Here is a 23,081-nt window from a genome sequence, read left to right as displayed (position 1 = left end):
CCGAGCCTTTATAGGCGGGCGCATGACGGGCGAACGCAGCAGCCACGAATACCGAAGCGGATCGGATCCGCGCACGCTGCGCGACGCACTCGGCTGCTTTGCGACCGGGGTCACCGTCGTCACATGCTTCGATTCACGATCGCAGCCGATCGGCCTGACCGCCAACAGCTTCACCTCGCTCAGCCTCGACCCGCCATTGCTCCTGGTCTGCGTGGCCAAGGGCGCGGCAAGCGCGGGTCCGCTCGAAGCTGCCGAAGATTTTGCCGTCAATGTTCTTCAGACCGGCCAGCAGCCGGCCTCAATCACCTTTTCGACGCGGGTCGAAGATCGCTTTGGCCAGACCGACTGGACGCTCGGCGAGCATGGCGCGCCGGTGCTGCTCGACTCGCTTTCCGTCTTTGAATGCCGGCGCCACGCAGTGCATGACGGCGGGGACCATTTCATCCTGATCGGCGAAGTGGTGAAGGCCACGTTCGAGCCCGGGCTAGACCCCCTGCTGTATTTCCGCGGGCGCTACCGCCGACTCCACTTCGACTGAGTCGAGCGCCGGACTTATCCACAACAGTGCGTGACTCTTCACGCCGGAAGAGGCAGCGTTTCCCGCATGGCGGATCGGGGGGATCACGAGTCGCGATCGCGCAAGCGTAACCCGCCTTCGGTCGGGGCCGGCGGCGTGCGCACCCTTCCCGATGCGGCCTTCGATTTTTCCGCGATCCTGAGCATCGCCGACGCGATCCCGGTGATGATCGCCTATATCGACCGGCAAGAACGCTACCGCTTCGTCAATCGCGCGCTCGCCGACTGGCTCGAGCAGCCGCGCAGCGTCATCCTAGGCAAGTCGGTGGAAGACGTGCTCGGCAGCGACGCCTATCGCGCCCGCAAGCCGATGATCGATGCGGCCTTTGCGGGCGAGCCGCAGAAATTCAGCCGCGAGTTTGAGCATCCGAGCCGCGGCCGACTGACGGCGCAAACCAGCTACATTCCGCAACTGTCGCCTGACGGCATCGTCGGCGGCGTGGTGATGCTGGTCGAGGATGTCACCGAGCAACGCGAGGCAGTGACCGCGCTCAAGGAAAGCGAAGCGCGCTTCCGCCGCATCGCCGATTCGGCGCCGGTGCCGATGTGGGTGACCCGGCTCGACCGCACTCGGGATTTCGTCAACGCGGCCTACGTCGAACTGATGGGGACGACGCCCAAGGAAGCGCGCACGATCGAGTGGTCGGAGCGAATCCATCCCGACGATCATGCGCGCATGATTCGCGAAACGCTCGCCGGCGAAGCGACGGGCAAGACCTACACGCTGGAGGCTCGCTTCCGGGTGCCGTCGGGCGAATATCGCTGGATGCAGGCGACGTCGCAGCCGCGCCGCGACGGAGAAGGCAAGCTGATCGGCTACATCGGCGTCGCGACTGACATCACCGTCACCAAGGAAGCCGAACTGGAGCTGCGCCGCCTGGTCGACGCGCGCACTGTCGAACTGACGGCAAGCGAAGGTCGGCTGCGTTCGATTTTCGACACGGTGCGCGAGGTCGTGGTGCTGACGGCGCCGGACGGGACGGTGCTGCAGATGAACCGCACCAATGCCGAGTGGCGCGATCCCGAACCGACCAAGGCGATCGGCGACAAGATCTGGGACGCTCCGACGCTGAAGGCGTTTCCGCATCACCAGCAACTGATGCGGGACGCCGTGGCCGCCGCCGCGGCGGGAGAGGACTTCGAGCGCGAGGTGAAGCTTGAGAAGGAGGGGATGACCACCGCCTATCTCGACGTGTCACTTCGTCCGGTTCGCAATTCCGCGGGCACGATCGAGTATCTGTTGTTCGAGGCGCGCGACATCACCGAGCTAAAGGCCGCGCAGGACCAGCTTCGCCAGAGCCAGAAAATGGAGGCGCTCGGCCAGCTGACCGGCGGCATCGCGCACGATTTCAACAATCTGCTGACCGTCGTCGTCGGCGGGCTCGACATGATCGCCAAGCAGGTCGAGGGCGAGCGCCTGCAACGGTACGCGAACAACGCGCTGGCGGCGGCCGAGCGCGGGGCGCGCCTGACCGCGCAGCTGCTGACCTTCAGCCGGGTCCAGCGGCTGGAGGTGAGGCCGACCTATGTCGGCCCCTTGATCGAGGAAATGCGGCCGCTGCTTCGCAACGTGCTTGGGCCGGGCATCGCCAAGAAATTCAAGCTCGAAAAAAACTATCTGCCGGTCATGGCCGACCCCACTCAGTTGGAGGTCGCGGTGCTCAACGTCGCGATCAACGCCCGCGACGCGATGCCCGCCGGCGGCACGCTGACCTTCGCGACCGAAAAGGTGAATATCGCCGACGATCCCGAACTGGCGGACGGCGAATATGTCCAACTGTCGATTTCGGACACGGGCGAAGGAATGCCGCCCGAGGTCGTCGCGCGTGCGTTCGAGCCCTTCTTCACCACCAAGGACGTCGGCAAGGGTACCGGGCTCGGCCTGGCGATGGTCTATGGCATGGCGCGTCAGTCGGGCGGGACAGCGCGGATCGACAGTGAACCTGGGCTTGGGACCACCGTGCGCCTGCTGTTCCGCCGTGCGGAGCAGGACGGCGTCGTCCCCGCGAGCGGCGGGCGCACCGGCGACGCGCTGCGACGCGAGCAGGCCGCCAAGTCGGTGCTGGTCATCGACGACGACGACGACGTGCGCGGCTTCGTGGTCGAGGCCTTGGAGGAACTCGGCCACACCGTTGCGTCGGCGGCGGATGGCGCGGCGGGGCTCGAGCTGTTCGACCGCTTCAAGCCCGACTTGGTCGTCCTGGACTTCGTCATGCCGGGAATGTCTGGCGCGGAGGTGGCGAGCGAACTGCTGTCGCGCCGGCCCGGTCAGCCGATCCTGTTCGTCTCGGGCTTCAGCGAGACTGACGCGATCCGCGCGGCTGCGCCGTCCGCGCTCATTCTTGCCAAGCCGTTTCGTCCCGCCGCGTTGGAAGCGGCGATGAACGACGTGCTGGCGTCGGCCTAGCCCGCCATCCGCTTCGCGCCGAGGCCCAGCACCATCTGGTTGGCGCGCTCGTACGACAGCGGCCGCCCGAACAAATAGCCTTGGATGGTATCGCATCCGAGGTCGCGCATCCGCTCGAAATCCTCGGCGGTCTCGACACCCTCGGCGGTGATCGACATGCGGAACGACTTGGCGAGCTGCACGATCGACTTGATGATCGCGACATTCTCGGGACGCGATCCGGCCTCGCGAACGAAGCTGCCGTCGATCTTCAGCTTGTGGAAGACGGCCTTGTTCAAATAGCCGATCGACGAATAGCCGGTGCCGAAGTCGTCGAGTGCGATGCCGACGCCAAGGGTGCGCAGGCGGCGAAGCACGTCGAGGGTCGTGCCATTGTCGCCTAGGAAGACGCCTTCCGTGACTTCGAGTTCGAGGCGGTTGGCCTGGATCTTGTGACGGCCGATCGCCTGGCTGACCGTGTTGGGCAGTGACGGCAGGACGATCTGCTTCGGGCTGATGTTCAGCGCCACCGTGATCGGTTCGGGCCAGGTGCCCGCCGCCCGGCACGCTTCCTCGATGACCCACTCGCCGATCGCGGGCATCAGGCCGCTTTCCTCAGCGACCGGGATGAAGACGTTGGGCGGAATGAAGCCGCGCTGCGGGTGGTTCCAGCGAAGCAGCGCTTCGAACCCGATCAGCTTCTGCGTCTTGGCGTTAACGAGCGGCTGGTAGACGAGGTGAAACTGCCGTGCGGCGATGGCCCCGCGCAGGTCGGTTTCCAGGCGGATCCGGTCGTCCTGCTCGGTCTGAAGCTCCGACGAGAAATATTTGGCGACGCCGCGACCCGCGCCCTTCGCCTCGTACAAGGCAAGGTCGGCTTTCAGGATCAGGTCGTCGACGGTCGCGCCGTCGATCGGGCCGAATGCGCAACCGATCGACACGCCGATGCGGATTTCGGTCTGGTCGATCATGTACGGCTCGGCGATCGACGCGATGATCGCATCGGCAAGCTGTTCGACCCGGTGGCGCGATTGCGCGTCTGTGATGACGATCGCGAACTCGTCGCCACCCATGCGCCCGACGTGTCCGTCGCTGCCGACATTGTCGCAAAGTCGCTTGGCGACGGCCTGAAGGACCGCGTCGCCCTTGGGATGACCGAAGGTGTCGTTGACCGGTTTGAACCCGTCGAGGTCGAGGAACATGATCGCGCAGGGCACATTGCCGCTGGTCGCGCCGCGCAGCGCTTCACCGAGCAGCTGGCGGACACGGCCGCGGTTGGGCAGGCCCGACAGCACGTCCATGTTGGCAAGGTGGGTCAGCCGCTCCTGCGTCTGGCGGACATCGGTGATGTCGCTGCCGACGCCGCGGAAGCCTTCGAAGCGGCCAGCGGTATCGACGATCGGATCGCCCGCGATTGAAATCCAGCGCGTGCCTCGCGCCGTCTTCAATTCCATCTCGAGCGAGTTGAACGGCTGCTTCTGGAGCAGAATCCGGCCAAGCTCGGCATGGCCGCCGAGCAGCGACGGCATTGAATGGCCAAGCAGCTGGCTGGCGGGACGACCGAGCAACGAGGTCATGCGGCTGGAGATATACGTGACGCGATTCTCCGAATCGATCTGCCACAGCCAGCCCACGCCGCGCTGTTCATATTCCTGAAGCAGCAGGCTCGCGCTCTCCGACTGCGACCCGAAGTCTGCGTTGGTTTTGAGTTGTCCGAATGCCCAGCGCGCGACGGTCAGCACGCCGAAGATCGCGACGCCGAGCGTGAACAGGATCGCCAGCATGTTGGTCACCGGTACGGTGTCGCGCCCGACGAGGAGCGCGTAGCTGAGCCCTGCCGTGAAAATTGCCATCCATGCGGTAACGCACACCGGGATCACGACCAGGCCAAGCGAGGCGATGCCGAGGCCCGCCATCAGCGTCGAGGCGATCACCTGGCTTTCGGGCGGGAGCGAGGGGAAGGCGAGGACGGGGAGCGACAGCCACACCACCGCGCGCAGGATCACGTCGCCGATCATCAGCCATTGCGGCACCTTGTGGCCCGACCGACCGACATGCGTGACCGCCTGCGTCCGCGCCAACTGCATCGACAGGACGTTGAGGACGATGACGCCGATCGCCCAGCCCGCGAGGTAGGGAACGTCGACCCGGCCCAGCAGGATCGTCGCCATCAGGACGGCAGCGACGCCGTTGGCGGCGGCGAAGAAGGGGGCGAACTGACCGCGTGCGATCAACTGAACGTCGCGCAGGGGGTTGCTGCCTTCACCTTCCTCCGGCGCCGACACGCCCAGGGACGCGCCATCCGGAAGACGGGCGGAAATCATACGCTTATAACGGTCTGGTGCCTCGTACATCCGGTCATCCGTTCCTTGTAGAACGGCGGATGTAGGCTCAAGACCGTTACTTCGCGGTTAAATATTCGGCGACGCCTCCGGGCTTCCAAGCCCCAGCTTGTCGAGATCGCGGGTCGTCACCGGGTGATAAAGCGGCCGGGTTTTGGCGTAAATCCGCGCCGCGATCCGCCGGCCCCACGTCGCATCCTCGGCCAATGCGGTGATCAGCGGACGAACAAATTTCCGCCGTCCCTGTACCGTCAGGAATTCCTCGAGCGCCGGCACCGCCGGATCGAATCGATTGCGAACCGCCAGATCGAGGAAGGCGAAGCGAAGCTCCATATTGCCCGACCGCGACAGGCCGAACGTCCGGTCGAGCGCGGCCAGACGGTCGGCGGACTGCTTGCGGTCGAGTCGATTGAGGAAGCGCAGCCGCTCGTCGGTCGTCCAGCCGCTCCACGCGGTTTCGGCAGGGAGTGTCCCTCCCGCAAAGGCGGCCACCGCGGCGTCGACCGCAGCAAATGCGGCCGGGTCGGGCTTGGCGACATTGTCGGGGACGCCCGGATCGTTGACCCAGCGATCGAGTTGCAGCTTGGCTTCCAGCGCCTGATCGCCGCGGACGAGATGCTCGCGAATGTCCGACAGGAAGATCGCCGAGGTGACCGGCTGAAACTCGTGCCGCTCGAACCAGCCCTTCAACCATGCGTCGAACCGCTCGCGTCCGACGGTCGCTTCGATCGTGCGAAGGAAGGCCGCGCCCTTTTCATAGGCGATGTCGGTCAGCCCATCGTCGGGATGGCGCCCCTTCAGGTCGATGTGCAGCCGAGTGTCCGCGCCCGCCGCGCCGCCATTGTCGGTGATGCCCTTGTTCATCGCATCGACGCCTAGCGCGACCTGCTGAGCCGCGACCTTGGGGCCATAGACCTCCTCGACGATGCGCCGCTCGGCATAGGTGGTCATGCCCTCGTTGAGCCAGAAGTCGGCCCAGGTCGCGTTGGTGGCAAGGTTACCCGACCAGCTGTGCGCAAGCTCGTGCGCGATCAGGCTGACCAGGCTTTTGTCGCCGGCGATGAAGGTCGGCGTCAGGAAGGTCAGCGTCGGATTTTCCATTCCGCCGAATGGGAAGGACGGCGGCAGGACGAGCATGTCGTAGCGGCCCCACTGATAGGGTCCGTAGAGCGCCTCCGCGGCGGTCACCATCTTCTCGGTATCCGCCAGTTCGGTCGCCGCCTCGGGCAGCGTCACCGGCTCCGCCCATACGCCCGTGCGGGGTCCAAGGTCCTTGAAGGCAAGGTCGCCGACGGCAATCGCGATCAGATAGGGAGCGACCGGCTTGTCCATGCCGAACGAGAAGACGCGCTTGCCGTCGGCCTCGGTCGGTTCGCCCGATCGCGGCGCGGACATGACTGCGGTCAGCGGCTGATCGACGCGAATCTTGGCTTCCCACGTCTGGCGGATGCCGGGCGAATCCTGCGTCGGGATCCAGCTGCGGTTCTCGATCGCCTGGCCCTGGCTGAACAGGAACGGCTGCTTCTTGCCCGCGGTCTGCTCTGGCGTGAGCCATTGCAGCGCCCCCGAATCCGGCGCCGACTTATAGCGGATGACGATCTTGCGCGCGTCACCCATGGCGATGCTCAACGGTGCGCCAAGCGTCGGGTCGACCGCGCCAACCTTGTATGACAGCGCCTTGCCCGCGGTGTCGGTGATCGCCTCAATCTCCAGCCCCTTATCGTCGAGAATGATTTCCTTCGCGTCGGGCTTTGCCTGCAGATCGAGAGTCGCGGTCCCACCGATGCGCTTCGTCGCGAAATCGACGCCGAGGTCGAGCGCGACATGCGTCACCCGCGCTTCGAGCGGCTTGGCGAAGCTATGGACGTCGACCGCATCGGGCGAGTCGAGAATCGGGGCCATACGCGCCGTTGCGCCCGCTTCGGGAGGCGGCGCTTCGGACGCCTTGCAGGACATGAGCGACAACGCCGCGGCAGCGGCGATCAGGACGCGAAAGGACAATTCGTCTCTCCAGTGTTGGGCGTTACTCAGCCGGACTCGGCGGTCGCCATGTAGATGCTGTTGATCGGGCGCTCGAACAGCTTGCGAACCATCGGCTCGAAATATTCGAGCGGCTCGCTGTCGTAATCCTTGTCGAACGCCGTTTGGTCGTAAAGCTCGCAGAAGCGGGCGGTGTCCTCGAAATGTTCGTGCCCGCGATATTGCTCGCGCAAATTGCGGTCGAGGCCGAGGTAGTGAAAGAAATAATAGCCCTGGAAGATGCCGTGATTCTGGCAAATCCAGTGAAGCTTGGGCGAGATGAAGGGCTTGAGGATCGCGGCGGCGATGTCGGGATGGTTGTAGCTGCCCAGCGTGTCGCCGATGTCGTGGAGCAGGGCCATCACGACATAATCGTCGGCCTCCCCCGCGCGGTGTGCGCGGGTCGCGGTCTGCAGGCTGTGCTGAAGGCGATCGACCGGAAAACCGCCATAGTCGCCGTCGAGCAGCCTGAGGTGGGTGAGCACGCGGTCGGCGAGCGCGCCGGCGTAGGGCATGAAGTGGCTGCCGATCGCCTGCCAGTCCGACGGCGTCGCTTCGTCCATCGACCGGAATGTCGCCTGCGGGCCAGCCTCGCTCATCGAACTTCCTCTCGGTCCCACCCTAGCGCGGAGGGCGGCGCAACGCCAAGCCTAGGCGCGACGGCCTCATGGGACTATATCGCATCGATGCCACTTTCCGACGCAGCGACGGCACCCCATGGCAAGCGATAGCGCGCGAATGGTGGCGGCACGTGCCGCTTCGCCTTTGGCGATCGCCCCGCGCGATGGCCCAATCGCACGCGGCATCGGCCTCGACCGGCCCTTCTTCGACGACAAGAACCGCGCTTTCTGGGTGCTGCAGTCGATCGGCTGGACCGGATTCTTCGTGCTTCGCGCGCTGTCGGGCTTCGCCAATTCGATGGGCGCGATGTTCGTCGTCCACCTGCTGCTGCTGACCGCGACAGGCTATTCGATCACGCTGCTGATGGCTTCGCTCTATCGGCGGCTGATCACGCTGAAGGCGATCTGGACCGTTGTCGCGAGCCTTGCGACCGTGGTGTTCGCGTCGGCCGCCTTTTCGTTCATCGAAACGTGGAGCCTGTCGACCTTCGTCCGCCCCGATTTCCAGCCCAAGGGCTCGGAGTTCTTCGGCGCGATCATCCTCGATTTCTCGATCCTAGCCGCCTGGTCGGCGATGTATTACGGGATCAATTATTACCTGCTGCTCGAAGAGGAAATCGACCAGCGCGGACGCCTGGAAAATCAGGCGTCGAGCGCGCAGCTTGCGATGCTTCGCTACCAGCTCAACCCGCATTTCCTGTTCAACACGCTCAACAGCATCTCGACGCTGGTGCTGCTGAAGCAGACCGAGCGCGCCAATGCGATGCTGTCGCGATTGTCGTCGTTCCTTCGCTACACCCTCGCCAACGAGCCGACCGCCAAGGTTACGCTGGTGCAGGAAGTGGAAACGCTCAAGCTCTACCTAGAGATCGAGAAGATGCGGTTCGAGGATCGCCTTCGCCCGCATTTCAGGATCGATGCCGAGACGATCGGCGCGCGGCTGCCGTCGCTTCTGCTCCAGCCGCTGATCGAGAATGCGATCAAATATGCCGTTACCCCGTCCGAAACCGGCGCCGACATCTGGATCACCGCCCGGCGCGAGGGCAACGCGGTGCGGATCGAGGTTGCCGACAGCGGGCCTGGCACCGGCGGCGCGCCCGTCGACGGACCTTCGACCGGAGTCGGACTGGCGAACATTCAGGACCGTCTGGCGCAAGCCTATGGTCCGGCGCATGGCTTTTCGATGCGTTCGAACGAACGGGGGGGCTTTAGCGTTATCATCGAAATTCCCCTCGATACCGACCAAAGGGACATCCCATGACCATTCGTACCATCCTCGTCGACGACGAGCCGCTGGCGACGCAAGGCCTCCGCCTCCGCCTGGAGGCGCATGAAGACGTCGAGATCATCGCCACCGCCGCCAACGGCCGCGAGGCGATCCGCCAGATCAAAACGCACAAGCCCGACCTCGTCTTCCTCGACATCCAAATGCCCGGGTTCGACGGCTTCTCGGTGATTTCGGGAATGATGGAGGTCGAGCCGCCGCTGTTCGTCTTCGTAACCGCCTATCAGGACCATGCCCGCCGTGCGTTCGACGTGCAGGCAATCGACTATCTGATGAAGCCGGTCGAGGAAGACCGGCTTGCCGCGACGCTCGACCGGGTGCGGCAGCGACTGGCGGAGAAGCGCGGCGCGGAAGAGGCCGAGCGGCTGAAGGAAGCGCTGGTCGAACATGCCCCCGAAGCGGCCGAGGAACTGGCCGACAGCGCAACCGACGGCCCCGCTGCCAACCGCTTCGAAAAGATGATCAACATCCGCGACCAGGGGCAGATTTTCCGCGTCGACGTCGATACGATCGAACGCATCGACGCCGCCGGCGACTACATGTGCATCCAGACGGGCGACAACACGCTGATCCTTCGAGAAACGATGAAGGATCTTGAAAAGCGGCTCGATCCGCGCCGCTTCCAGCGCGTCCACCGCTCGACGATCGTCAACCTCGACCTCGTCAAGCAGGTCAAGCCGCACACGAACGGCGAATGCTTCCTCGTGCTCGATTCGGGCGCGCAGGTGAAGGTCAGCCGCAGCTATCGCGACGTGGTCGCGCGGTTCGTGCATTGATCCTGGTGCTGCTTGCGATCCAGGCTGCGGTCGCGCCGCCGGCCGACGTGTCGCTCCGCGCCACCGTCTCCGCGCGATCGGTCAAGGTCGATCGCAAGGGGCAGGCGACGGTGAGCGCCACTTCGACCCCCGACGCGGGATCGGTCGCGAGTGCGAAACGCACTTCGTCGAACCGCTACGAGCTTCAACTCGATGCGAGGATCGGCGATCCGAACGAAATTATTTCGGGGACGCAACCGCAGCCTGCAACCGACGCCGCAAGGCCGCGTTAGCTTCCCCGTTAACAGGGGAAGTATTTCATGCGTAAATTGCTCGTCGCGCTGGCCGCGACCGTCTTCGTTTCCACGCCCGCGCTCGCTCAGCAGCGTCAGCAGGCGCCGCGTGCGCCGTCGCCGCTCGCCCAGCAGGCAATGCAGGGCGGCGATCAGCCCGACGTGCTGCTCGACGTTCCCAACCTGTCGGTCGAAGAACTGACGATCGACGTCGCCAATCTCGACGTGAACATCGCGCTCGACGCGCGGCTTGCGAACCTGCTCAAGCTGACCGCGGGTGCCGACGTCCACGTCGACCAGGTCAAGATCGGTCTGAAGGGCGTCCAGGCTCAGGCGACGTTGATCGTCCGCCTCGACAATGTCCGGGCGATCATCGAACGCACGCTCGCCACGGTCGAGAAGAACCCGCAACTGGTCAGCGGCCTGCTCAACTCGGTCAACAGCACCGTCGGAACGGTCGGCAACGTTGCCAACAATGCGGTCGGATCGGTCGGCGGGGTTGCGTCCTCGCTGCTTTCCAACGGCCAGGTGCTCGACCTCGCGCGCGCCGGGCTGACCGAGGTTTCTCGGACGGTGAATTCGGCGGGTCAGACCGTACGACAGGTCCGCAACAGTAGCGGCGGCCTGCTTGAAGTTGTCACCGACAGCGCCGGCAAGATCGTCTCGTCGCGACCGGTTTCACGCTAGGACAAGGGATATCATGGCCAAGGTCACGGGATTGGGCGGCATCTTCTACAAGGTCGCCGACACGGAACGGACCAAGGCCTGGTATCAAGAAACGCTCGGGGTCGGCGGCGAATGGGGGGCGATGTTCCCATTCAAGGACGACGATCCCGACGGCTTCACCTTGCTGTCGCCATTCAAGGCCGAAAGCGACTATTTCGCGCCGAGTAGCGAGCGCTTCATGATCAACCTGCGCGTCGACGACCTTGACGGCATGATTGCCGACCTCGAAGCCAAGGGCATCGAAATCCTTGGACGGCAGGACGAGGACTATGGCCGCTTCGCCTGGATCCTCGATCCGGACGGCGTGAAGGTCGAACTTTGGCAACAGACGAAGGCGATGACCGAATGAGCAAGTTCCACACCTTTGCCGCGCTGCACGTGCCCGGCGACCCCGTCGTTCTCTACAATATCTGGGATCCGGGCAGCGCGCTCGCGGTTGCGGGGGCGGGCGCGAAGGCGCTGGCCACGGGCAGCCATCCGGTTGGCGACGCCAGCGGCTATGGCGACGCGCAAAAGGTGCCGCTCGACTATGTGTTCGACAATGCGCGCCGGATCATGGCGGCGGTCGACCTGCCGCTGTCAGTGGACTTCGAAGGTGCCTACTCAACCGATTCCGCCGAAGCGGCGGCGAACGTCGCGCGCCTCGCCGAGACCGGCGCGGTCGGCTGCAACCTCGAGGATCAAGTCGTCGGCGGAGAGGGCGTTCACCCCCTCGACGGGCAGGTTGCGCGGCTTCGCGCGATCCGCGAGGCAGTTGGCAGCGACTTTTTCATCAATGCGCGCACTGACCTGATGATCAAGGCCGCCGACGCCGACGATGCGCTGATCGACGCGGTGATCGAGCGCGGCAAGGCCTATGCCGATGCGGGCGCGAGCGGCTTCTTCGTCCCACGCATCGCCGATGCCAAGCATATCGAGCGGGTGGCTCGTGAAGTGCCGCTGCCGCTCAATGCGATCGCCTTCCCCGGCGCTCCGTCGAAGTCAGAGTGGGCCGCGGCGGGCGTCGCGCGGATCAGCCACGGACCCTTCCCGCACAAGCGTCTGATGGAGCAACTCACCGCCAACGCGCGTGAGGCGATCGCCTAGGCCAGCCGGTCCTTGCGCTGCCACGGCCAGCGCCATGCCGGCCCCGATTTCAGCACGCTGCGGCGGAAAATCGCGGCGGCGCCCTTGATGATCAGCGCGACCCACAGCGCCTGCCACGCCAGCGCGACGAAGTGGGGCCACAGCGCTTCCTGCTCGGCCGCGCGCGCGATCATTGCGAAGGGCGAGGATAGCGGGAAGATCGCCGCGCCGATCGCCTCGGGGCTATCGGGGCGGCCGACGCCGAGCGAAGCGGCGCCGAACAGCACGACCTGCGCCATCGTCACCGGCATCGACAACGTCTGCACTTCGCGCACGGTCGACGCCTGCGCGCCGATGCCAAGAAAGGTCGATCCGATCAGCAAGTAGCTCATCGAGAAATAGAGCCCGACCAGCAGCAGGAAGGCCGGCCAGCCAACCGCTGGCGAGGGCAAGGCACCAAGTCCGCCCTCGGCATAAAGCCCGATCGCGACCGCGCCGGCGGATGCCCATACCGCGATTCCGACCAGCGACATGGCAAGCATCGCGAACAGCTTGCCCAGGAAGATCGCGTCGACCGGGACGGCGGCGGCAAGCACCTCGATCACCTTGTTCGATTTCTCCTCGATCAATTGCGATAGCAGCATGCCGGCAAGCAGGATGGTGAGTAGGAACAGTAACGCCTGACCCGCTCGCGCGGTGAGGCCACGTCCGTAGGCGAGCGAGCTTGCCGATTGCTTCTTGATGATCAGCTTGACCTGTTGGCCTGGCGGAATCGGCGCGGATCGAAGCTGGCGCGCGTCAGTGACGAACAGTTCGACCTGCTTCAGCGTGTTGCCTTCGGAACTGACCGCGCCGCTCAATTCGGGCGTGGCGAGCCCACCGGTCAGGACGCCGATGGTCGGCTTGTCCTTGTCCGCCAGCAGCCGCTGCGTTTGTTCGTAGCTGTCTCCGCTGGCGGCAACGCGGCGAAGGTCGACCATCGGCCGATCGTCGGCAAGCACCGCCAACCGGTCGCGCGACTGCTTGAGCAGCGCGAAGTCCTCGGCCGACGAAATGACGGCGATCGTCGGCGGAGGCGCGTTGCGCTCTGTTTGAGCGCCGATCCCGCCGAACATGAAGCCGAGCCCGATCGGGAACAAAGGCCCCAGCAGAAACAGCAAAAAGGTCTTGGTCAGGACGGTCGCGGTGAAGTCGCGGCGGGCGATGACCGCGGCGGCACGGATGGTCTCGGGCCACTTCATGCCGCTTGCTCCTGATTGGCCATGTCGCGCGCGGCGGCCTCGCCGGCGATCGCGATGAAGGCGTCGTGCAGTCCGGGCCGCTCGATACTGAGCGTCTCGATCCCCGCCCCGCCGTCGATGAGCGCCTTCAACATCGGCTCGGGCCCGCCTTCGGGCAGTTCGAAGCGCCACTCGCCGCCAAGGTTGCGCGCTTCGGCGGGCAGGGCGCTTCGCCACGGTCCGTCTTCGGCGCGGGTGCGGAGATGAACGATCGGCCGCAGGCGCCCACGCGCTTCGTCGACTGCGCCTTCGAATGCAGCCCTTCCTCCGGCGATGATCGCGACCCGCTCGCACAACCGCTCGGCGTGGGCGATGACATGGGTCGAAAAGATGACCGTCGTCCCCGCCGCGGCCTGGTCGCGGATCAGCTGCTCAAGCTTCTCCTGATTGAGCGCGTCGAGGCCCGAAAAGGGCTCGTCTAGGACGATCAGCCTGGGCTTGTGGACGATCGTCCCGAGCAACTGGACGGTCTGCGCCATGCCCTTCGATAAGGTGCGGATCGGCCGCTTGGCCCAGTCGGCGTGCCCGCGCTCTTCCAGCAGCGTGACGGCCCGGCGACGGCCCTCGGCCAGCGGCAGCCCGCGCAGCGCGCCCATGAATGCGATCGCTTCCGCCGCCGGCATCGCCGGGTAAAGCCCGCGTTCCTCGGGCAGATAGCCGACCTCGCGCGCCGCCTCGAGCGGTTTGGCATGGCCCAACAGCGTGCGGCTGCCGGACGTCGGGTCGATGATGCCCAGCAGCATCCGGATCGTCGTCGTCTTGCCCGCGCCATTCGGCCCGAGGATGCCGGTGATGCTTCCTTCGGGCACGGTCAGGCTGACGCCGTCGACCGCGCGCTTGCCGTCGAACAGCTTGACGAGGTCGCGGGCCTCGGCGGCGATATGTCTTTCCCCCATGGCCGACATCGGTAAATGCTGCCCGGGCCATGGCAAGCCTGAAGCAGCGGATTTTCGACAAGGCGCACGAACTGGGGTTCGTCACTTGCGGAATTGCGCGCGCCGATGCGGCGCCCGAGGCCGGCGAGCGGCTCCATCAGTGGCTGGCCGACGGCAAGCATGGCGAGATGGGCTGGATGGAGGCCCGCGCCGAACAGCGCGCCAGCCCGCAAGGCCTGTGGCCCGACGCGCGTTCGGTCATCGCGCTGGCGATGAGCTACGCGCCCGCGACCGACCCGATGGCGCTGGCAGAGATCACCGATCGCGGCCGCATTTCGGTCTATGCGCAGGGCGCCGACTATCACAAGGTGGTGAAGAAGGCGCTCAAGGCGATGGGCCGCTGGCTGGCCGAGGAGGCTGGCGCGAACCTGAAGGTGTTCGTCGATACGGCGCCGGTGATGGAGAAACCGCTGTCGGCCGCGGCAGGAATCGGCTGGCAGGGCAAGCACAGCAACCTGCTTAGCCGCACGCACGGCAACTGGTTGTTCCTCGGCGTGATCTACACCGACCTCGACCTCGAACCCGACGCGCCGGCGGCCGAGCATTGCGGAAGCTGCACGCGCTGCATAGTTGCCTGCCCGACCGGCGCGATCGTCGCCCCGCATCAGGTTGATGCTCGCAAATGCATCTCCTACCTGACGATCGAGTATCCCGGGCCGATCCCGCACGAATTTCGCGAAGCGATGGGGAACCGCATCTACGGCTGCGACGATTGCCTGGCGGTGTGCCCGTGGAACCGCTTTGCTGAACAGGCGCAGGCGAACATCGCCTTCCACCCCCGCGCCGAACTGGTCGCGCCCGCGCTGGCGGACTTGCTCAAGCTCGACGACGCCTCTTTCCGCGAGATGTTTTCAGGCTCGCCGATCAAGCGGATCGGGGTGGCGCGAATGACCCGCAATTGCCTGATCGCGGCGGGGAATAGCGGCGACACGGGGTTGGTCGAGGTGGTGACTCCGCACCTCGCCAGCGACGACCCGGTCGTCGCCGACGCCGCGCACTGGGCGGTCGAGCGGCTTCAGCGCGCCTGAAGCGCGGCGATGCAATTGCCCTGGTCGATGTCGTTGCCGGCGCGGTTGCGGGTGTCGACATGCGTCACCCGCGCCACGCCGGACGTGCCTGACGAGTAGAGATAGGCGTCGAGAATGCAGGCCGGGCTGGTGAATTGAAACTTGGTGCCAACGCCTTCTTTCACCTGCAGCCGCGGTGTCCCGAACCGCTGGACCAGTCCGTTGGCGTCAAGCCCGATCAGGTCGCCGCGCTCGGGCGCTTCCTCGACGGGGGCAGGGATGTTGATCGGGGGCGGCGGGCCTCCGCACGCGGCGAGAAGCAAGATGGCGAAAGCCGGCAGGATGAAACGCATGAGTGGCGTTGTGGCGGCGCCGCCGCGACCGCGCAAGCTTGCAGCGCTCAACGGGGGCGGCTAGGCGCCCGGCTTCTTTTTCCGACAGGATCAACTTCATGACCAATCCCCGGTTCGACGTGCTGTGCATCGGCAATGCGATCGTCGACGTGATCGCCGATTCCACCGACGATTTCCTTGGTGCCCAAGGGCTCGACAAGGGCTCGATGCGGCTGATCGACGAGGCCGAGGCTGTCCGTCTCTATGGCGAGATGAACCCGGGCCGCGAAGTCAGCGGCGGGTCGGCGGGCAACACTGCGGCAGGCCTCGCCGCGCTCGGCATCCGCACCGCCTTCATCGGCCAGGTCGCGACCGACCAGCTCGGCCAGATCTACCGCCACGACATCGAAGCGCAGGGCATCGACTTCCTCGTGCCGCAGCGTGACGACGTCGGCGCGACTGCGCGCTGCCTGATCCTCGTCACTCCGGATGCGCAGCGGACGATGAACACCTTTCTCGGCGCGGCGCAGATGCTGCAGTCGAAGGACGTCGATCTCGGCACGGTCGCCGATGCCGGCATCGTCTACCTCGAAGGTTATCTGTGGGACCCGGCCGAACCGCGCGCCGCGATGGAGGCTGCGATCGACGCCGCCCACGCCGCCGGTCGCAAGGTCGCCTTCACCCTGTCGGACAGCTTCTGCATCTCGCGTCACCGCGCCGACTTCCTCCGACTGATCGACGAAGCCAAGATCGACATCCTCTTCGCCAACGAGGCGGAGATCGTCGAGCTGGCGGGCGAGGACGGCTTCGACGCGGCGGTCGATGCGGTCGCGGCCAAGGTGCCGCTGCTGGTCGTCACGCGCAGCGAACAGGGCGCGGTCGCCATCGCGGGTGACGAGCGCGCGTCGGTCCCCGCCGAGCCGATCGAGCGGCTGGTCGACACCACCGGCGCGGGCGACCTGTTCGCGGCGGGCTTCCTCGCCGGACAGGCGCGCGGCCTTGGCCTCGAAGCCTCGCTCAAGCTTGGCGCGATCGCCGCCGCCGAAGTGATCCAGCACTATGGCGCGCGACCCGAAGCCGACCTCAAGGCGCTGGCCGGCGACATCCTCGCCTGATCCTTTCGACCCAAACAAAAGGGGCGGCCCGGTTTGTCCGGACCGCCCCTTTTTTGTTGAGCCGATGTCTTAGCCGCGGGGTTCGTCGATCCCCGGGATATGCGGCGCAAGCTCGTCGATCTCGCCTTCGTGAACCTCGACGCGGCCTTGGCCCAGATGGCTATGGCTGCGACTGTAACCGAAGTAGACGATGAAGCCGATCGCGGTCCAGATCGGCAGGACCATCATCGCCTCGAACGGCAGGTTGAGGAACAGGAAGATGCAGCCCGCGATGGTCAGCGGCCCGATCAGCCACAGCGCCGGAGTGCGGAAGCTGCGGACGCGATTGGGATCCGACTTGCGCAGAATCATCACCGCGATCGCCACCATCATGAAGGCGTAGAGCGTGCCCGCATTGGCGATGTCGGCGAGCTGGCCGACCGGCAGAAACGCCGCCGCGATGGCGACGACGATGCCCGTCAGCGCGGTGACGACGTACGGCGTCTTCCACTTCGGGTGAACGGCAGCGAGCTTCTCGGGAAGCAGGCCGTCGCGCGCCATGACGAAGAAGATGCGGGTCTGGCCGAACAGCAGGATCAGGATGACCGACGGCAGCGCCAGGAAGGCGGCGATGCCAAGGGCGTTACCGACCGTCGAGAAGCCAATCTGGCGAAGGACGTGTGCCAGCGCTTCGTTCGAGCAGACCAGTGCGTCGGCATATTGCGGCATGGCGCACTGCACCGCCAGCGCTTCCGAACCCGCCGGGAAGGGAACGCCGTTCGGCCCCATGATCGGCTGACCGCCGATGGTGCCGATCGCACCCGCCGCGACCAGGATGTAGAAAATGGTGCAGATCAACAGGCTGCCGACCAGGCCGATCGGCACGTTGCGTTGTGGGTTCTTGGTCTCTTCGGCCGCGGTCGAAACCGCGTCGAAGCCGACGTAGGCGAAGAAGATCGTCGCCGCCGCGCCGACCGCGCCGACGCCCGATCCGAAGCCACCGAACACGCCGGCGGGAAGGAAGGGGTTGAAGTTGGCGGCGGTTGCCTTGGGGAGGGTCAGGAAGATGAAGATCGTCAGCGCGGTGATCTTGATCGCGACGAGGATCGAGTTGAACACCGCCGATTCCTTGGTGCCGATCATCAGCAACCAGGTGATCAGCAGCGCGATGACGAGCGCGGGAAGGTTGATCAGCCCGCCTTCGACGCCGCCCAGGGCCAACGGCCCGGCGCTAAGCGCGGTTGGTAGGGAATATCCGAAGAATTCGTTGAGGATAGTCCCACTGAAATAGCCCGACCAGCCGACCGACACCGCGGAGGCGGCGATGGCATATTCGAGGACCAGCGCCCAGCCGACCGTCCAGGCGAGGAATTCGCCCATCGTGGCATAGCTGTAGGTGTAGGCCGAACCCGCGACCGGAAGCATCGACGCGATTTCCGCGTAGCAGAGCGCGGCGACGATGCAGACCAGCCCGGCGATGACGAAGGCGAGCATAAGGCCGGGACCGGCCTTCTGCGCGCCGGCGGCGGTCAGCACGAAGATACCCGTGCCGATGATGCAGCCGATGCCGAACAGGGTGAGCTGGAGTGCGCCGAGCGAGCGGTGAAGCGACTTGCGCTCCGCCGTCGCCAGGATGGCGTCGATCGGTTTGACGCGGCCGAATATCATGTGGATCCCCTTGGATAATCTTGTCCGGCCGTAGTCCGGCCTTCTTATGGGCGCGGAGCCTAGCGACTCGGACGGGGAGGGCAATCCCTTATGTCGCCAGCATCCGCCCAAGCGGTTGTCCGCCAAAAATGTGCACGTGGAGATGCGGCACTTCCTGTCCGCCGCGCTGGCCGACGTTAGACAGCAAGCGATACCCCTTGGTATCGGCGCCGACGCTGCGCGCCACCTCGCCGATGGTCCGTGTGAAATCGACGATCTCGGCCTCGCTGGCCTTGGCGGAGAAATCGTCCCAGCTGACGTAAGCGCCCTTGGGAATGACGAGGACATGAACCGGGGCGAGCGGGGCGATGTCGTGGAAGGCGAGGCTGTGCTCGCTCTCCATCACCCTGTTTGCGGAAAGCTCGCCGCGAAGGATCCGGGCGAAGATATTGCTGTCGTCGTAAGGCTGATTGGCATCGATGGGCATTGAAAAAGGCGACTCCGCTTGACGCTGTGGGAGCGCTCGCTACCACGAAAAATCATGACCGACGATGCGCCTGAGTCCCTGATTCCCTACGATGAGATCGTTCAGGAAGCGCTGCGCGCCGTGGTCGGCAGGGTGCTTCACGAAATCGAGCGGACCGGCGGATTGCCCGGCTCGCATCACTTCTACATCACCTTCAAGACCCAGATGCCGGGCGTCTCGATCCCCAAGCATCTGTCCGAACGCTTTCCCGACGAGATGACGATCGTCATCCAGCATCGCTATTGGGACCTGAAGGTCGAGGACGATCAGTTCTCGGTCGGCCTGTCATTCGGCGGAATCCCCTCGACCCTGGTCATCCCGTTTGCGGCGGTTACCGACTTCGTGGATCCCGCGGTCGACTTCAGCCTCAAGTTTCAGGCCGAAGGCGCGCCGGATGGGCATGAGGAGCATGATCCGGCCCAGAACGACGTCCCCCTCGCCGAGCCGATCGAGGACGGATCGAACGTCGTCAGCGTGGACTTCACCCGGAAGAAGTGACGCGCGCAGCCATGCCGGGGGCATGACGAGCACGTCACTCGCCGCCGCGCCTCGTGCTTGCGCTCGACTCATCGCGCACTGCTGGTTAGTGGCCTCGGCCAATATCCACTCGTCAGGGCGCTTCATAAAATGGCCAACACCACCCGCACCGAAACCGACAGCTTTGGACCAATCCAGGTCCCCGGTGACAGTTATTGGGGCGCGCAGACGGAGCGGTCGATTGGCAACTTCCCCTTCAACAACCGCGAGCGCATGCCGGTCGAGATTGTCCACGCGCTGGGGTACGTCAAACAGGCCGCGGCGCGCGTCAATGCACGGATCGGCGGGCTCGATCCCGCGCTGGCCGAGGCGATCCAGCAGGCGGCGGGCGAGGTCGCGCGGGGTGATCTGGACGACCAGTTCCCGCTGGTAATCTGGCAGACCGGGTCGGGCACTCAGTCGAACATGAACGCGAACGAGGTCATTGCCGGCCGCGCCAACGAGCAGCTCGCCGGAAGCAAGGGCGGCAAGGAGCCGGTCCACCCCAACGACCACGTCAACAAGGGCCAGTCATCGAACGACAGCTTCCCGACCGCGCTGCACATCGCCGCGGCGAAGGCGGTCAGCCGCCAGCTGCTCCCGGCGCTCGACACGCTGTTCAAGGCGATCGGCGCGAAGGCCGAGGCGTGGGACCATATCGTCAAGATCGGCCGGACCCACCTTCAGGACGCGACGCCGCTGACGCTCGGGCAGGAATTCTCCGGCTATGCCGCGCAGCTCTACACCAGCCGCAAGCGGATCGAGGGCGCGCTGCACGGAGTCTTCAAGCTGGCACAGGGCGGTACTGCGGTCGGCACCGGGTTGAACGCGCCCAAGGGGTTTGCCGAGGCCTTCGCCAAGGAAATCGCCAACCTGACCCAGCTGCCGTTCGAGACCGCGCCGAACAAGTTCGAGGCGCTGGCGTCGAACGATGCGCTGGTCCACCTGTCGGGCACGCTCAACACGCTGGCGGTGGCGCTGACCAAGATCGCCAACGACATTCGTCTGCTGGGATCGGGTCCGCGCTGTGGGTTCGGCGAGCTGCAGCTTCCCGAGAATGAGCCGGGCAGCTCGATCATGCCGGGCAAGGTCAACCCGACCCAGTGCGAGATGCTGACGATGGTCGCGGCGCAGGTGATGGGCAATCACGTCGCGGTGACCGTCGGCGGGCTCCAGGGACACCTGGAGCTCAACGTATTCAAACCGATGATCGGCGCCAACGTGCTCCGCTCGATCGACCTGCTCGCGACTGGGATGGTCAGTTTCGCCGAGCGCTGCGTCGAGGGAATGACCGCCGACGAGACGCGCATCGCCGACCTGATGAACAAGTCGCTGATGCTGGTGACCGCGCTGGCTCCCGAGATCGGCTACGACAATGCCGCGAGCATCGCCAAGCACGCCCACAAGAAGGGGCTGACGCTGAAGGAAGCGGGCCTCGAGCTGGGGCTGGTCGATGCCGAGACCTTCGACCGGGTGGTCAAGCCCGACGCGATGCTCGGCCGGTGATCGCCCGCCGGATCGCCGCGATCGCGCTGCTTGGAACGGCGCTGTCCGCGTGCCAGACGCAGCGTCCGGCCCCGACCCGACCGGTTCCGCCGACGGGGGTGACCCAACCGGCCGCGGGGATCCCGAACGCGCGCGCCTATGTGGCGCGGGCGACCTCTCTCGACCGTTTCATGATTGCGGCGGGTCGCGCCGCCGCGACGCGCGGACGCAATCCTGCCGTGCGCGCGCATGGCGAGCGGCTGGCACAGGCGTTCGAAGGCACCAGCGCGCAGCTGTCGCTGGCAGGACGGCGCATCAACCTGCTTCCCGACGGGCAGCTGGTGTCGGGCGATGCAACACGGCTCGCGCGGATCGAGCGCGGCGACATCGACGCGCTCTACAAGGTCGAGGTGTCACGGATGCTGAGCTTCGCGCGACGCTATCATCAGGCCTATGCCGACCGCGGCGACAGCGCGACGCTTCGCCCGGTGGCGCGATTCTCGGCCGGCGTCTCGGCGGATCAGCTGGCGACGATCGGCGCGCTCTAGGCGCTGGCCTGCCATGCCCTGAGTGCGTCGTTGGGCGCGAGCAGCATCCACACGTTGAGCACCAGATTGTCGCGGATCATGAACAGCGGCACCAGTTCGAGCAGCACGACGATCAGCACGCTTGCCCACAGTGGCAATTTACGCGCGGCGAGGAAGCCGATCGCCATCATGACGATGTCGCTCAAGCTGTTTACGATGCTGTCGCCGCTGTAGCCAAGTGCAATTGTCGCCTCGCGGTAGCGGTCGATGACCATCGGCGTGTTTTCGGCGATCTCCCATGCCGCCTCGACCAGCAGCGCGACGACGAAGCGGCGCTCGACGCTCCAGCGGCGTGCGACGAGGTGGAGTGCGGCGTAGAAGAGGAAGCCGTGGACGACGTGGCTGGCGCTATACCAGTCGGCGATCATCTGGCTTTGTTCAGGGCCGACGCGGCCCCACAATGCAACCGACCCGCAATCGCAGATCGGCGGGCGCTCCATGCCAAGCAGGATCGCGAGCGTGACGCCGAGCACGACGATCAGTGAAAGCGCCGGCCGCGGCCGGGCGAACATGGCCCCCATGACGCAAGGCTAGTGCGCGCCGCGATGCTTGCCAAGCGGCTCCGCGTGCCGCAGTCATCGCCGCCATGCTTCGAATGTTCGGCCCCGATTGTCCCGCCTGCCCGGTCCATGCGCGCGAAGCGACTGGCCTCGACAAGGCGGTGTGGATCGACTTGCTGGAGCCGACCCACGAAGAGGAAAAGGTCGCCGAGAAGCTGATCGGCACCAACATCCCGACGCGCGAGGAAATGCTGGAGATCGAGCCGTCGAGCCGACTCTATGAAAAGAATGGCGTGATCTTCATGACCGCGTCAGTGCTCTATGGGGTCGAAGAGGGTAAGCCGTCGACCGACCCGATCAGCTTCATCCTGTCCGACACGCATCTGGTGACACTGCGCTATATCGACCCGAAGCCGTTCATCGCCTTCGCCGATCACGCTTACTCCGATCCCGATCTGACCCAGAAGCCGCTGACGGTTCTGATCCGCCTGCTCGACGCGCTGGTCGACCGGCTGGCGGACGAGTTCGAGCGCGTAGGGCGCGAGGTCGAGGCGGTGTCGAACCATATCTTCGACCGACGAGCCCGGTCGGAGCGCCGCAGCCCCGAGCTTCGCTACGAGGCGCTGATGCTGCGCATTGGCGAAATCCAGCGGCTGTTGGCGCGGACCCGCGAAAGCTCGGTCAGCACCAGCCGGATGCTCGGCTTCCTCAACGCCTGCGAGACGATCGGCGAGAATAGCGCGCAGATGCGGCACCTGCAGAGCCTGATTGCGGATGCCCGCGCGCTCGACGATCACAGCGACTTCCTGGCCGACAATCTGACCTTCCTGCTCGACGCCGCGCTGGGGATGATCAGCCTTGAGCAGAATCTGGTGATGAAGATCTTTTCGGTGTTCGCCGTCGTGTTCATGCCGCCGACGCTGATCGCGGGCATCTACGGCATGAATTTCGAACATATGCCCGAACTAAAATGGTTGTTCGGCTATCCGATGGCGCTGATCGCGATTGTCGCCAGCGCGGTGATCCCATTCATGATCGCCCGCCGCAAGGGCTGGCTGTAGCGGCGCGGCCGCCCGCAGCCTTTGTCATCGCCGGTCATTCTTGC

Annotated in this window: 23 protein-coding genes; 14 read left to right on the top strand and 9 right to left on the bottom strand. The window is 65.5% G+C overall.

Going from position 1 to position 23,081, the window contains the following annotated elements; translation table 11 throughout:
* Positions 1 to 22: 22 nt before the first annotated feature.
* Together SH584_RS06230 and SH584_RS06225 are read left to right on the top strand one after the other, a co-directional pair.
* Positions 23 to 538, top strand: coding sequence for a flavin reductase family protein (locus SH584_RS06230; protein WP_324805604.1), 516 nt, complete (start codon positions 23 to 25; stop codon positions 536 to 538).
* A 66-nt stretch (positions 539 to 604) separates the two neighbouring features.
* A complete protein-coding gene (locus SH584_RS06225) occupies positions 605 to 2,983 on the top strand; it encodes a PAS domain-containing protein (RefSeq protein WP_324805603.1) in 2,379 nt (792 codons plus the stop codon).
* Here the strand turns inward: SH584_RS06225 and SH584_RS06220 are convergent.
* From SH584_RS06220 to SH584_RS06210, 3 genes are all read right to left on the bottom strand, one after another.
* Entirely contained in the window at positions 2,980 to 5,247 is a 2,268-nt protein-coding gene (locus tag SH584_RS06220; protein ID WP_324805601.1) for a putative bifunctional diguanylate cyclase/phosphodiesterase, read from the bottom strand. The two genes, SH584_RS06225 and SH584_RS06220, sit on opposite strands and share 4 nt — an antisense overlap.
* Positions 5,248 to 5,373: 126 nt before the next feature.
* A complete protein-coding gene (locus tag SH584_RS06215) occupies positions 5,374 to 7,305 on the bottom strand; it encodes a M1 family metallopeptidase (protein WP_324805599.1) in 1,932 nt (643 codons plus the stop codon).
* Positions 7,306 to 7,331: 26 nt separating this feature from the next.
* Positions 7,332 to 7,922 carry an HD domain-containing protein gene (locus SH584_RS06210; RefSeq protein WP_324805597.1) on the bottom strand — a complete coding sequence of 197 codons (591 nt, stop codon included), beginning with the start codon at positions 7,920 to 7,922 and terminating at the stop codon, positions 7,332 to 7,334.
* A 118-nt stretch (positions 7,923 to 8,040) separates the two neighbouring features.
* Here SH584_RS06210 and SH584_RS06205 point away from each other — a divergent pair, with 118 nt between their 5' ends.
* The 6 genes from SH584_RS06205 to SH584_RS06180 are packed head-to-tail and all read left to right on the top strand — an operon-like array spanning position 8,041 to position 12,088.
* On the top strand, positions 8,041 to 9,204 hold the full coding sequence (locus SH584_RS06205) for a sensor histidine kinase (protein ID WP_324805595.1): 1,164 nt from the start codon (positions 8,041 to 8,043) through the stop codon (positions 9,202 to 9,204).
* The gene (locus SH584_RS06200; protein WP_322842051.1) at positions 9,201 to 10,004 is read left to right on the top strand and encodes a LytR/AlgR family response regulator transcription factor; all 804 of its coding nucleotides are present in this window, start codon (positions 9,201 to 9,203) and stop codon (positions 10,002 to 10,004) included. The genes SH584_RS06205 and SH584_RS06200 overlap by 4 nt, the downstream gene beginning before the upstream one ends.
* 5 nt (positions 10,005 to 10,009) lie before the next feature.
* Entirely contained in the window at positions 10,010 to 10,276 is a 267-nt protein-coding gene (locus tag SH584_RS06195) for a hypothetical protein (protein ID WP_324805592.1), read from the top strand.
* Positions 10,277 to 10,303: 27 nt separating this feature from the next.
* A complete protein-coding gene (locus SH584_RS06190; RefSeq protein WP_324805590.1) occupies positions 10,304 to 10,963 on the top strand; it encodes a hypothetical protein in 660 nt (219 codons plus the stop codon).
* A 13-nt stretch (positions 10,964 to 10,976) separates the two neighbouring features.
* Positions 10,977 to 11,351 carry a VOC family protein gene (locus tag SH584_RS06185; protein WP_324805588.1) on the top strand — a complete coding sequence of 125 codons (375 nt, stop codon included), beginning with the start codon at positions 10,977 to 10,979 and terminating at the stop codon, positions 11,349 to 11,351.
* Complete coding sequence (locus SH584_RS06180) at positions 11,348 to 12,088, top strand: isocitrate lyase/PEP mutase family protein (RefSeq protein WP_324805587.1); 741 nt, start codon at positions 11,348 to 11,350, stop codon at positions 12,086 to 12,088. Before SH584_RS06185 ends, SH584_RS06180 begins: the two co-directional genes overlap by 4 nt.
* Here the strand turns inward: SH584_RS06180 and SH584_RS06175 are convergent.
* Positions 12,085 to 13,308, bottom strand: coding sequence for an ABC transporter permease (locus SH584_RS06175; protein WP_324809400.1), 1,224 nt, complete (start codon positions 13,306 to 13,308; stop codon positions 12,085 to 12,087). The two genes, SH584_RS06180 and SH584_RS06175, sit on opposite strands and share 4 nt — an antisense overlap.
* Entirely contained in the window at positions 13,305 to 14,243 is a 939-nt protein-coding gene (locus tag SH584_RS06170; protein ID WP_324809398.1) for an ABC transporter ATP-binding protein, read from the bottom strand. The genes SH584_RS06175 and SH584_RS06170 overlap by 4 nt, the downstream gene beginning before the upstream one ends.
* 29 nt (positions 14,244 to 14,272) lie before the next feature.
* Between SH584_RS06170 and queG the strand changes: the two genes are divergently transcribed.
* Complete coding sequence (gene queG / locus SH584_RS06165; protein WP_324809397.1) at positions 14,273 to 15,310, top strand: tRNA epoxyqueuosine(34) reductase QueG; 1,038 nt, start codon at positions 14,273 to 14,275, stop codon at positions 15,308 to 15,310.
* Here queG and SH584_RS06160 read toward each other — a convergent pair.
* Positions 15,298 to 15,642: a hypothetical protein gene (locus SH584_RS06160; protein ID WP_324809395.1), complete on the bottom strand. Its 345-nt coding sequence runs from the start codon at positions 15,640 to 15,642 to the stop codon at positions 15,298 to 15,300. The two genes, queG and SH584_RS06160, sit on opposite strands and share 13 nt — an antisense overlap.
* A 98-nt stretch (positions 15,643 to 15,740) precedes the next feature.
* Between SH584_RS06160 and SH584_RS06155 the strand changes: the two genes are divergently transcribed.
* Complete coding sequence (locus tag SH584_RS06155) at positions 15,741 to 16,736, top strand: adenosine kinase (RefSeq protein ID WP_324809393.1); 996 nt, start codon at positions 15,741 to 15,743, stop codon at positions 16,734 to 16,736.
* 69 nt (positions 16,737 to 16,805) lie between these two features.
* Here SH584_RS06155 and SH584_RS06150 read toward each other — a convergent pair whose 3' ends face one another.
* The gene (locus SH584_RS06150; RefSeq protein ID WP_324809391.1) at positions 16,806 to 18,383 is read right to left on the bottom strand and encodes an amino acid permease; all 1,578 of its coding nucleotides are present in this window, start codon (positions 18,381 to 18,383) and stop codon (positions 16,806 to 16,808) included.
* Positions 18,384 to 18,471: 88 nt separating this feature from the next.
* A complete protein-coding gene (locus SH584_RS06145; protein WP_324809389.1) occupies positions 18,472 to 18,849 on the bottom strand; it encodes an HIT domain-containing protein in 378 nt (125 codons plus the stop codon).
* 54 nt (positions 18,850 to 18,903) lie between these two features.
* On the opposite strand from SH584_RS06145, the gene SH584_RS06140 reads away from it, so the two are divergent.
* The 3 genes from SH584_RS06140 to SH584_RS06130 all read left to right on the top strand — a co-directional run bounded on the left by SH584_RS06140 (position 18,904) and on the right by SH584_RS06130 (position 21,437).
* Complete coding sequence (locus SH584_RS06140) at positions 18,904 to 19,386, top strand: SspB family protein (protein WP_324809388.1); 483 nt, start codon at positions 18,904 to 18,906, stop codon at positions 19,384 to 19,386.
* Between the two features lie 129 nt (positions 19,387 to 19,515).
* Positions 19,516 to 20,910, top strand: coding sequence for a class II fumarate hydratase (gene fumC / locus SH584_RS06135; RefSeq protein WP_324809387.1), 1,395 nt, complete (start codon positions 19,516 to 19,518; stop codon positions 20,908 to 20,910).
* Positions 20,907 to 21,437 carry a DUF4142 domain-containing protein gene (locus tag SH584_RS06130; RefSeq protein ID WP_324809385.1) on the top strand — a complete coding sequence of 177 codons (531 nt, stop codon included), beginning with the start codon at positions 20,907 to 20,909 and terminating at the stop codon, positions 21,435 to 21,437. Before fumC ends, SH584_RS06130 begins: the two co-directional genes overlap by 4 nt.
* Here the strand turns inward: SH584_RS06130 and SH584_RS06125 are convergent.
* Positions 21,434 to 21,997: a DUF2585 family protein gene (locus tag SH584_RS06125; RefSeq protein ID WP_324809383.1), complete on the bottom strand. Its 564-nt coding sequence runs from the start codon at positions 21,995 to 21,997 to the stop codon at positions 21,434 to 21,436. The genes SH584_RS06130 and SH584_RS06125 overlap by 4 nt on opposite strands.
* A gap of 65 nt (positions 21,998 to 22,062) precedes the next feature.
* Here SH584_RS06125 and SH584_RS06120 point away from each other — a divergent pair, with 65 nt between their 5' ends.
* On the top strand, positions 22,063 to 23,037 hold the full coding sequence (locus SH584_RS06120; protein ID WP_324809381.1) for a magnesium transporter CorA family protein: 975 nt from the start codon (positions 22,063 to 22,065) through the stop codon (positions 23,035 to 23,037).
* The last annotated feature ends 44 nt before the right edge of the window (positions 23,038 to 23,081 follow it).

It is taken from the genome of Sphingomonas sp. LY29 (assembly GCF_035593985.1).
Taxonomy (GTDB): Bacteria; Pseudomonadota; Alphaproteobacteria; order Sphingomonadales; family Sphingomonadaceae; genus Sphingomicrobium.
This window is presented reverse-complemented; position numbering and strand designations above follow the sequence as displayed.

Excerpts from the sequence above, each read along its gene's own strand:
- SH584_RS06185 (WP_324805588.1), top strand. The coding sequence starts at position 10,977 with ATGGCCAAGGTCACGGGATTGGGCGGCATCTTCTACAAGGTCGCCGAC.
- SH584_RS06120 (WP_324809381.1), top strand. The coding sequence starts at position 22,063 with ATGCTTCGAATGTTCGGCCCCGATTGTCCCGCCTGCCCGGTCCATGCG.
- SH584_RS06160 (WP_324809395.1), bottom strand. The coding sequence starts at position 15,642 with ATGCGTTTCATCCTGCCGGCTTTCGCCATCTTGCTTCTCGCCGCGTGC.
- SH584_RS06155 (WP_324809393.1), top strand. The coding sequence starts at position 15,741 with ATGACCAATCCCCGGTTCGACGTGCTGTGCATCGGCAATGCGATCGTC.
- SH584_RS06140 (WP_324809388.1), top strand. The coding sequence starts at position 18,904 with ATGACCGACGATGCGCCTGAGTCCCTGATTCCCTACGATGAGATCGTT.
- SH584_RS06125 (WP_324809383.1), bottom strand. The coding sequence starts at position 21,997 with ATGGGGGCCATGTTCGCCCGGCCGCGGCCGGCGCTTTCACTGATCGTC.
- SH584_RS06175 (WP_324809400.1), bottom strand. The coding sequence starts at position 13,308 with ATGAAGTGGCCCGAGACCATCCGTGCCGCCGCGGTCATCGCCCGCCGC.
- SH584_RS06210 (WP_324805597.1), bottom strand. The coding sequence starts at position 7,922 with ATGAGCGAGGCTGGCCCGCAGGCGACATTCCGGTCGATGGACGAAGCG.
- queG (WP_324809397.1), top strand. The coding sequence starts at position 14,273 with ATGGCAAGCCTGAAGCAGCGGATTTTCGACAAGGCGCACGAACTGGGG.
- SH584_RS06230 (WP_324805604.1), top strand. The coding sequence starts at position 23 with ATGACGGGCGAACGCAGCAGCCACGAATACCGAAGCGGATCGGATCCG.
- SH584_RS06170 (WP_324809398.1), bottom strand. The coding sequence starts at position 14,243 with ATGGGGGAAAGACATATCGCCGCCGAGGCCCGCGACCTCGTCAAGCTG.
- SH584_RS06200 (WP_322842051.1), top strand. The coding sequence starts at position 9,201 with ATGACCATTCGTACCATCCTCGTCGACGACGAGCCGCTGGCGACGCAA.
- SH584_RS06180 (WP_324805587.1), top strand. The coding sequence starts at position 11,348 with ATGAGCAAGTTCCACACCTTTGCCGCGCTGCACGTGCCCGGCGACCCC.
- SH584_RS06190 (WP_324805590.1), top strand. The coding sequence starts at position 10,304 with ATGCGTAAATTGCTCGTCGCGCTGGCCGCGACCGTCTTCGTTTCCACG.
- SH584_RS06205 (WP_324805595.1), top strand. The coding sequence starts at position 8,041 with ATGGCAAGCGATAGCGCGCGAATGGTGGCGGCACGTGCCGCTTCGCCT.
- fumC (WP_324809387.1), top strand. The coding sequence starts at position 19,516 with ATGGCCAACACCACCCGCACCGAAACCGACAGCTTTGGACCAATCCAG.
- SH584_RS06145 (WP_324809389.1), bottom strand. The coding sequence starts at position 18,849 with ATGCCCATCGATGCCAATCAGCCTTACGACGACAGCAATATCTTCGCC.
- SH584_RS06225 (WP_324805603.1), top strand. The coding sequence starts at position 605 with ATGGCGGATCGGGGGGATCACGAGTCGCGATCGCGCAAGCGTAACCCG.
- SH584_RS06150 (WP_324809391.1), bottom strand. The coding sequence starts at position 18,383 with ATGATATTCGGCCGCGTCAAACCGATCGACGCCATCCTGGCGACGGCG.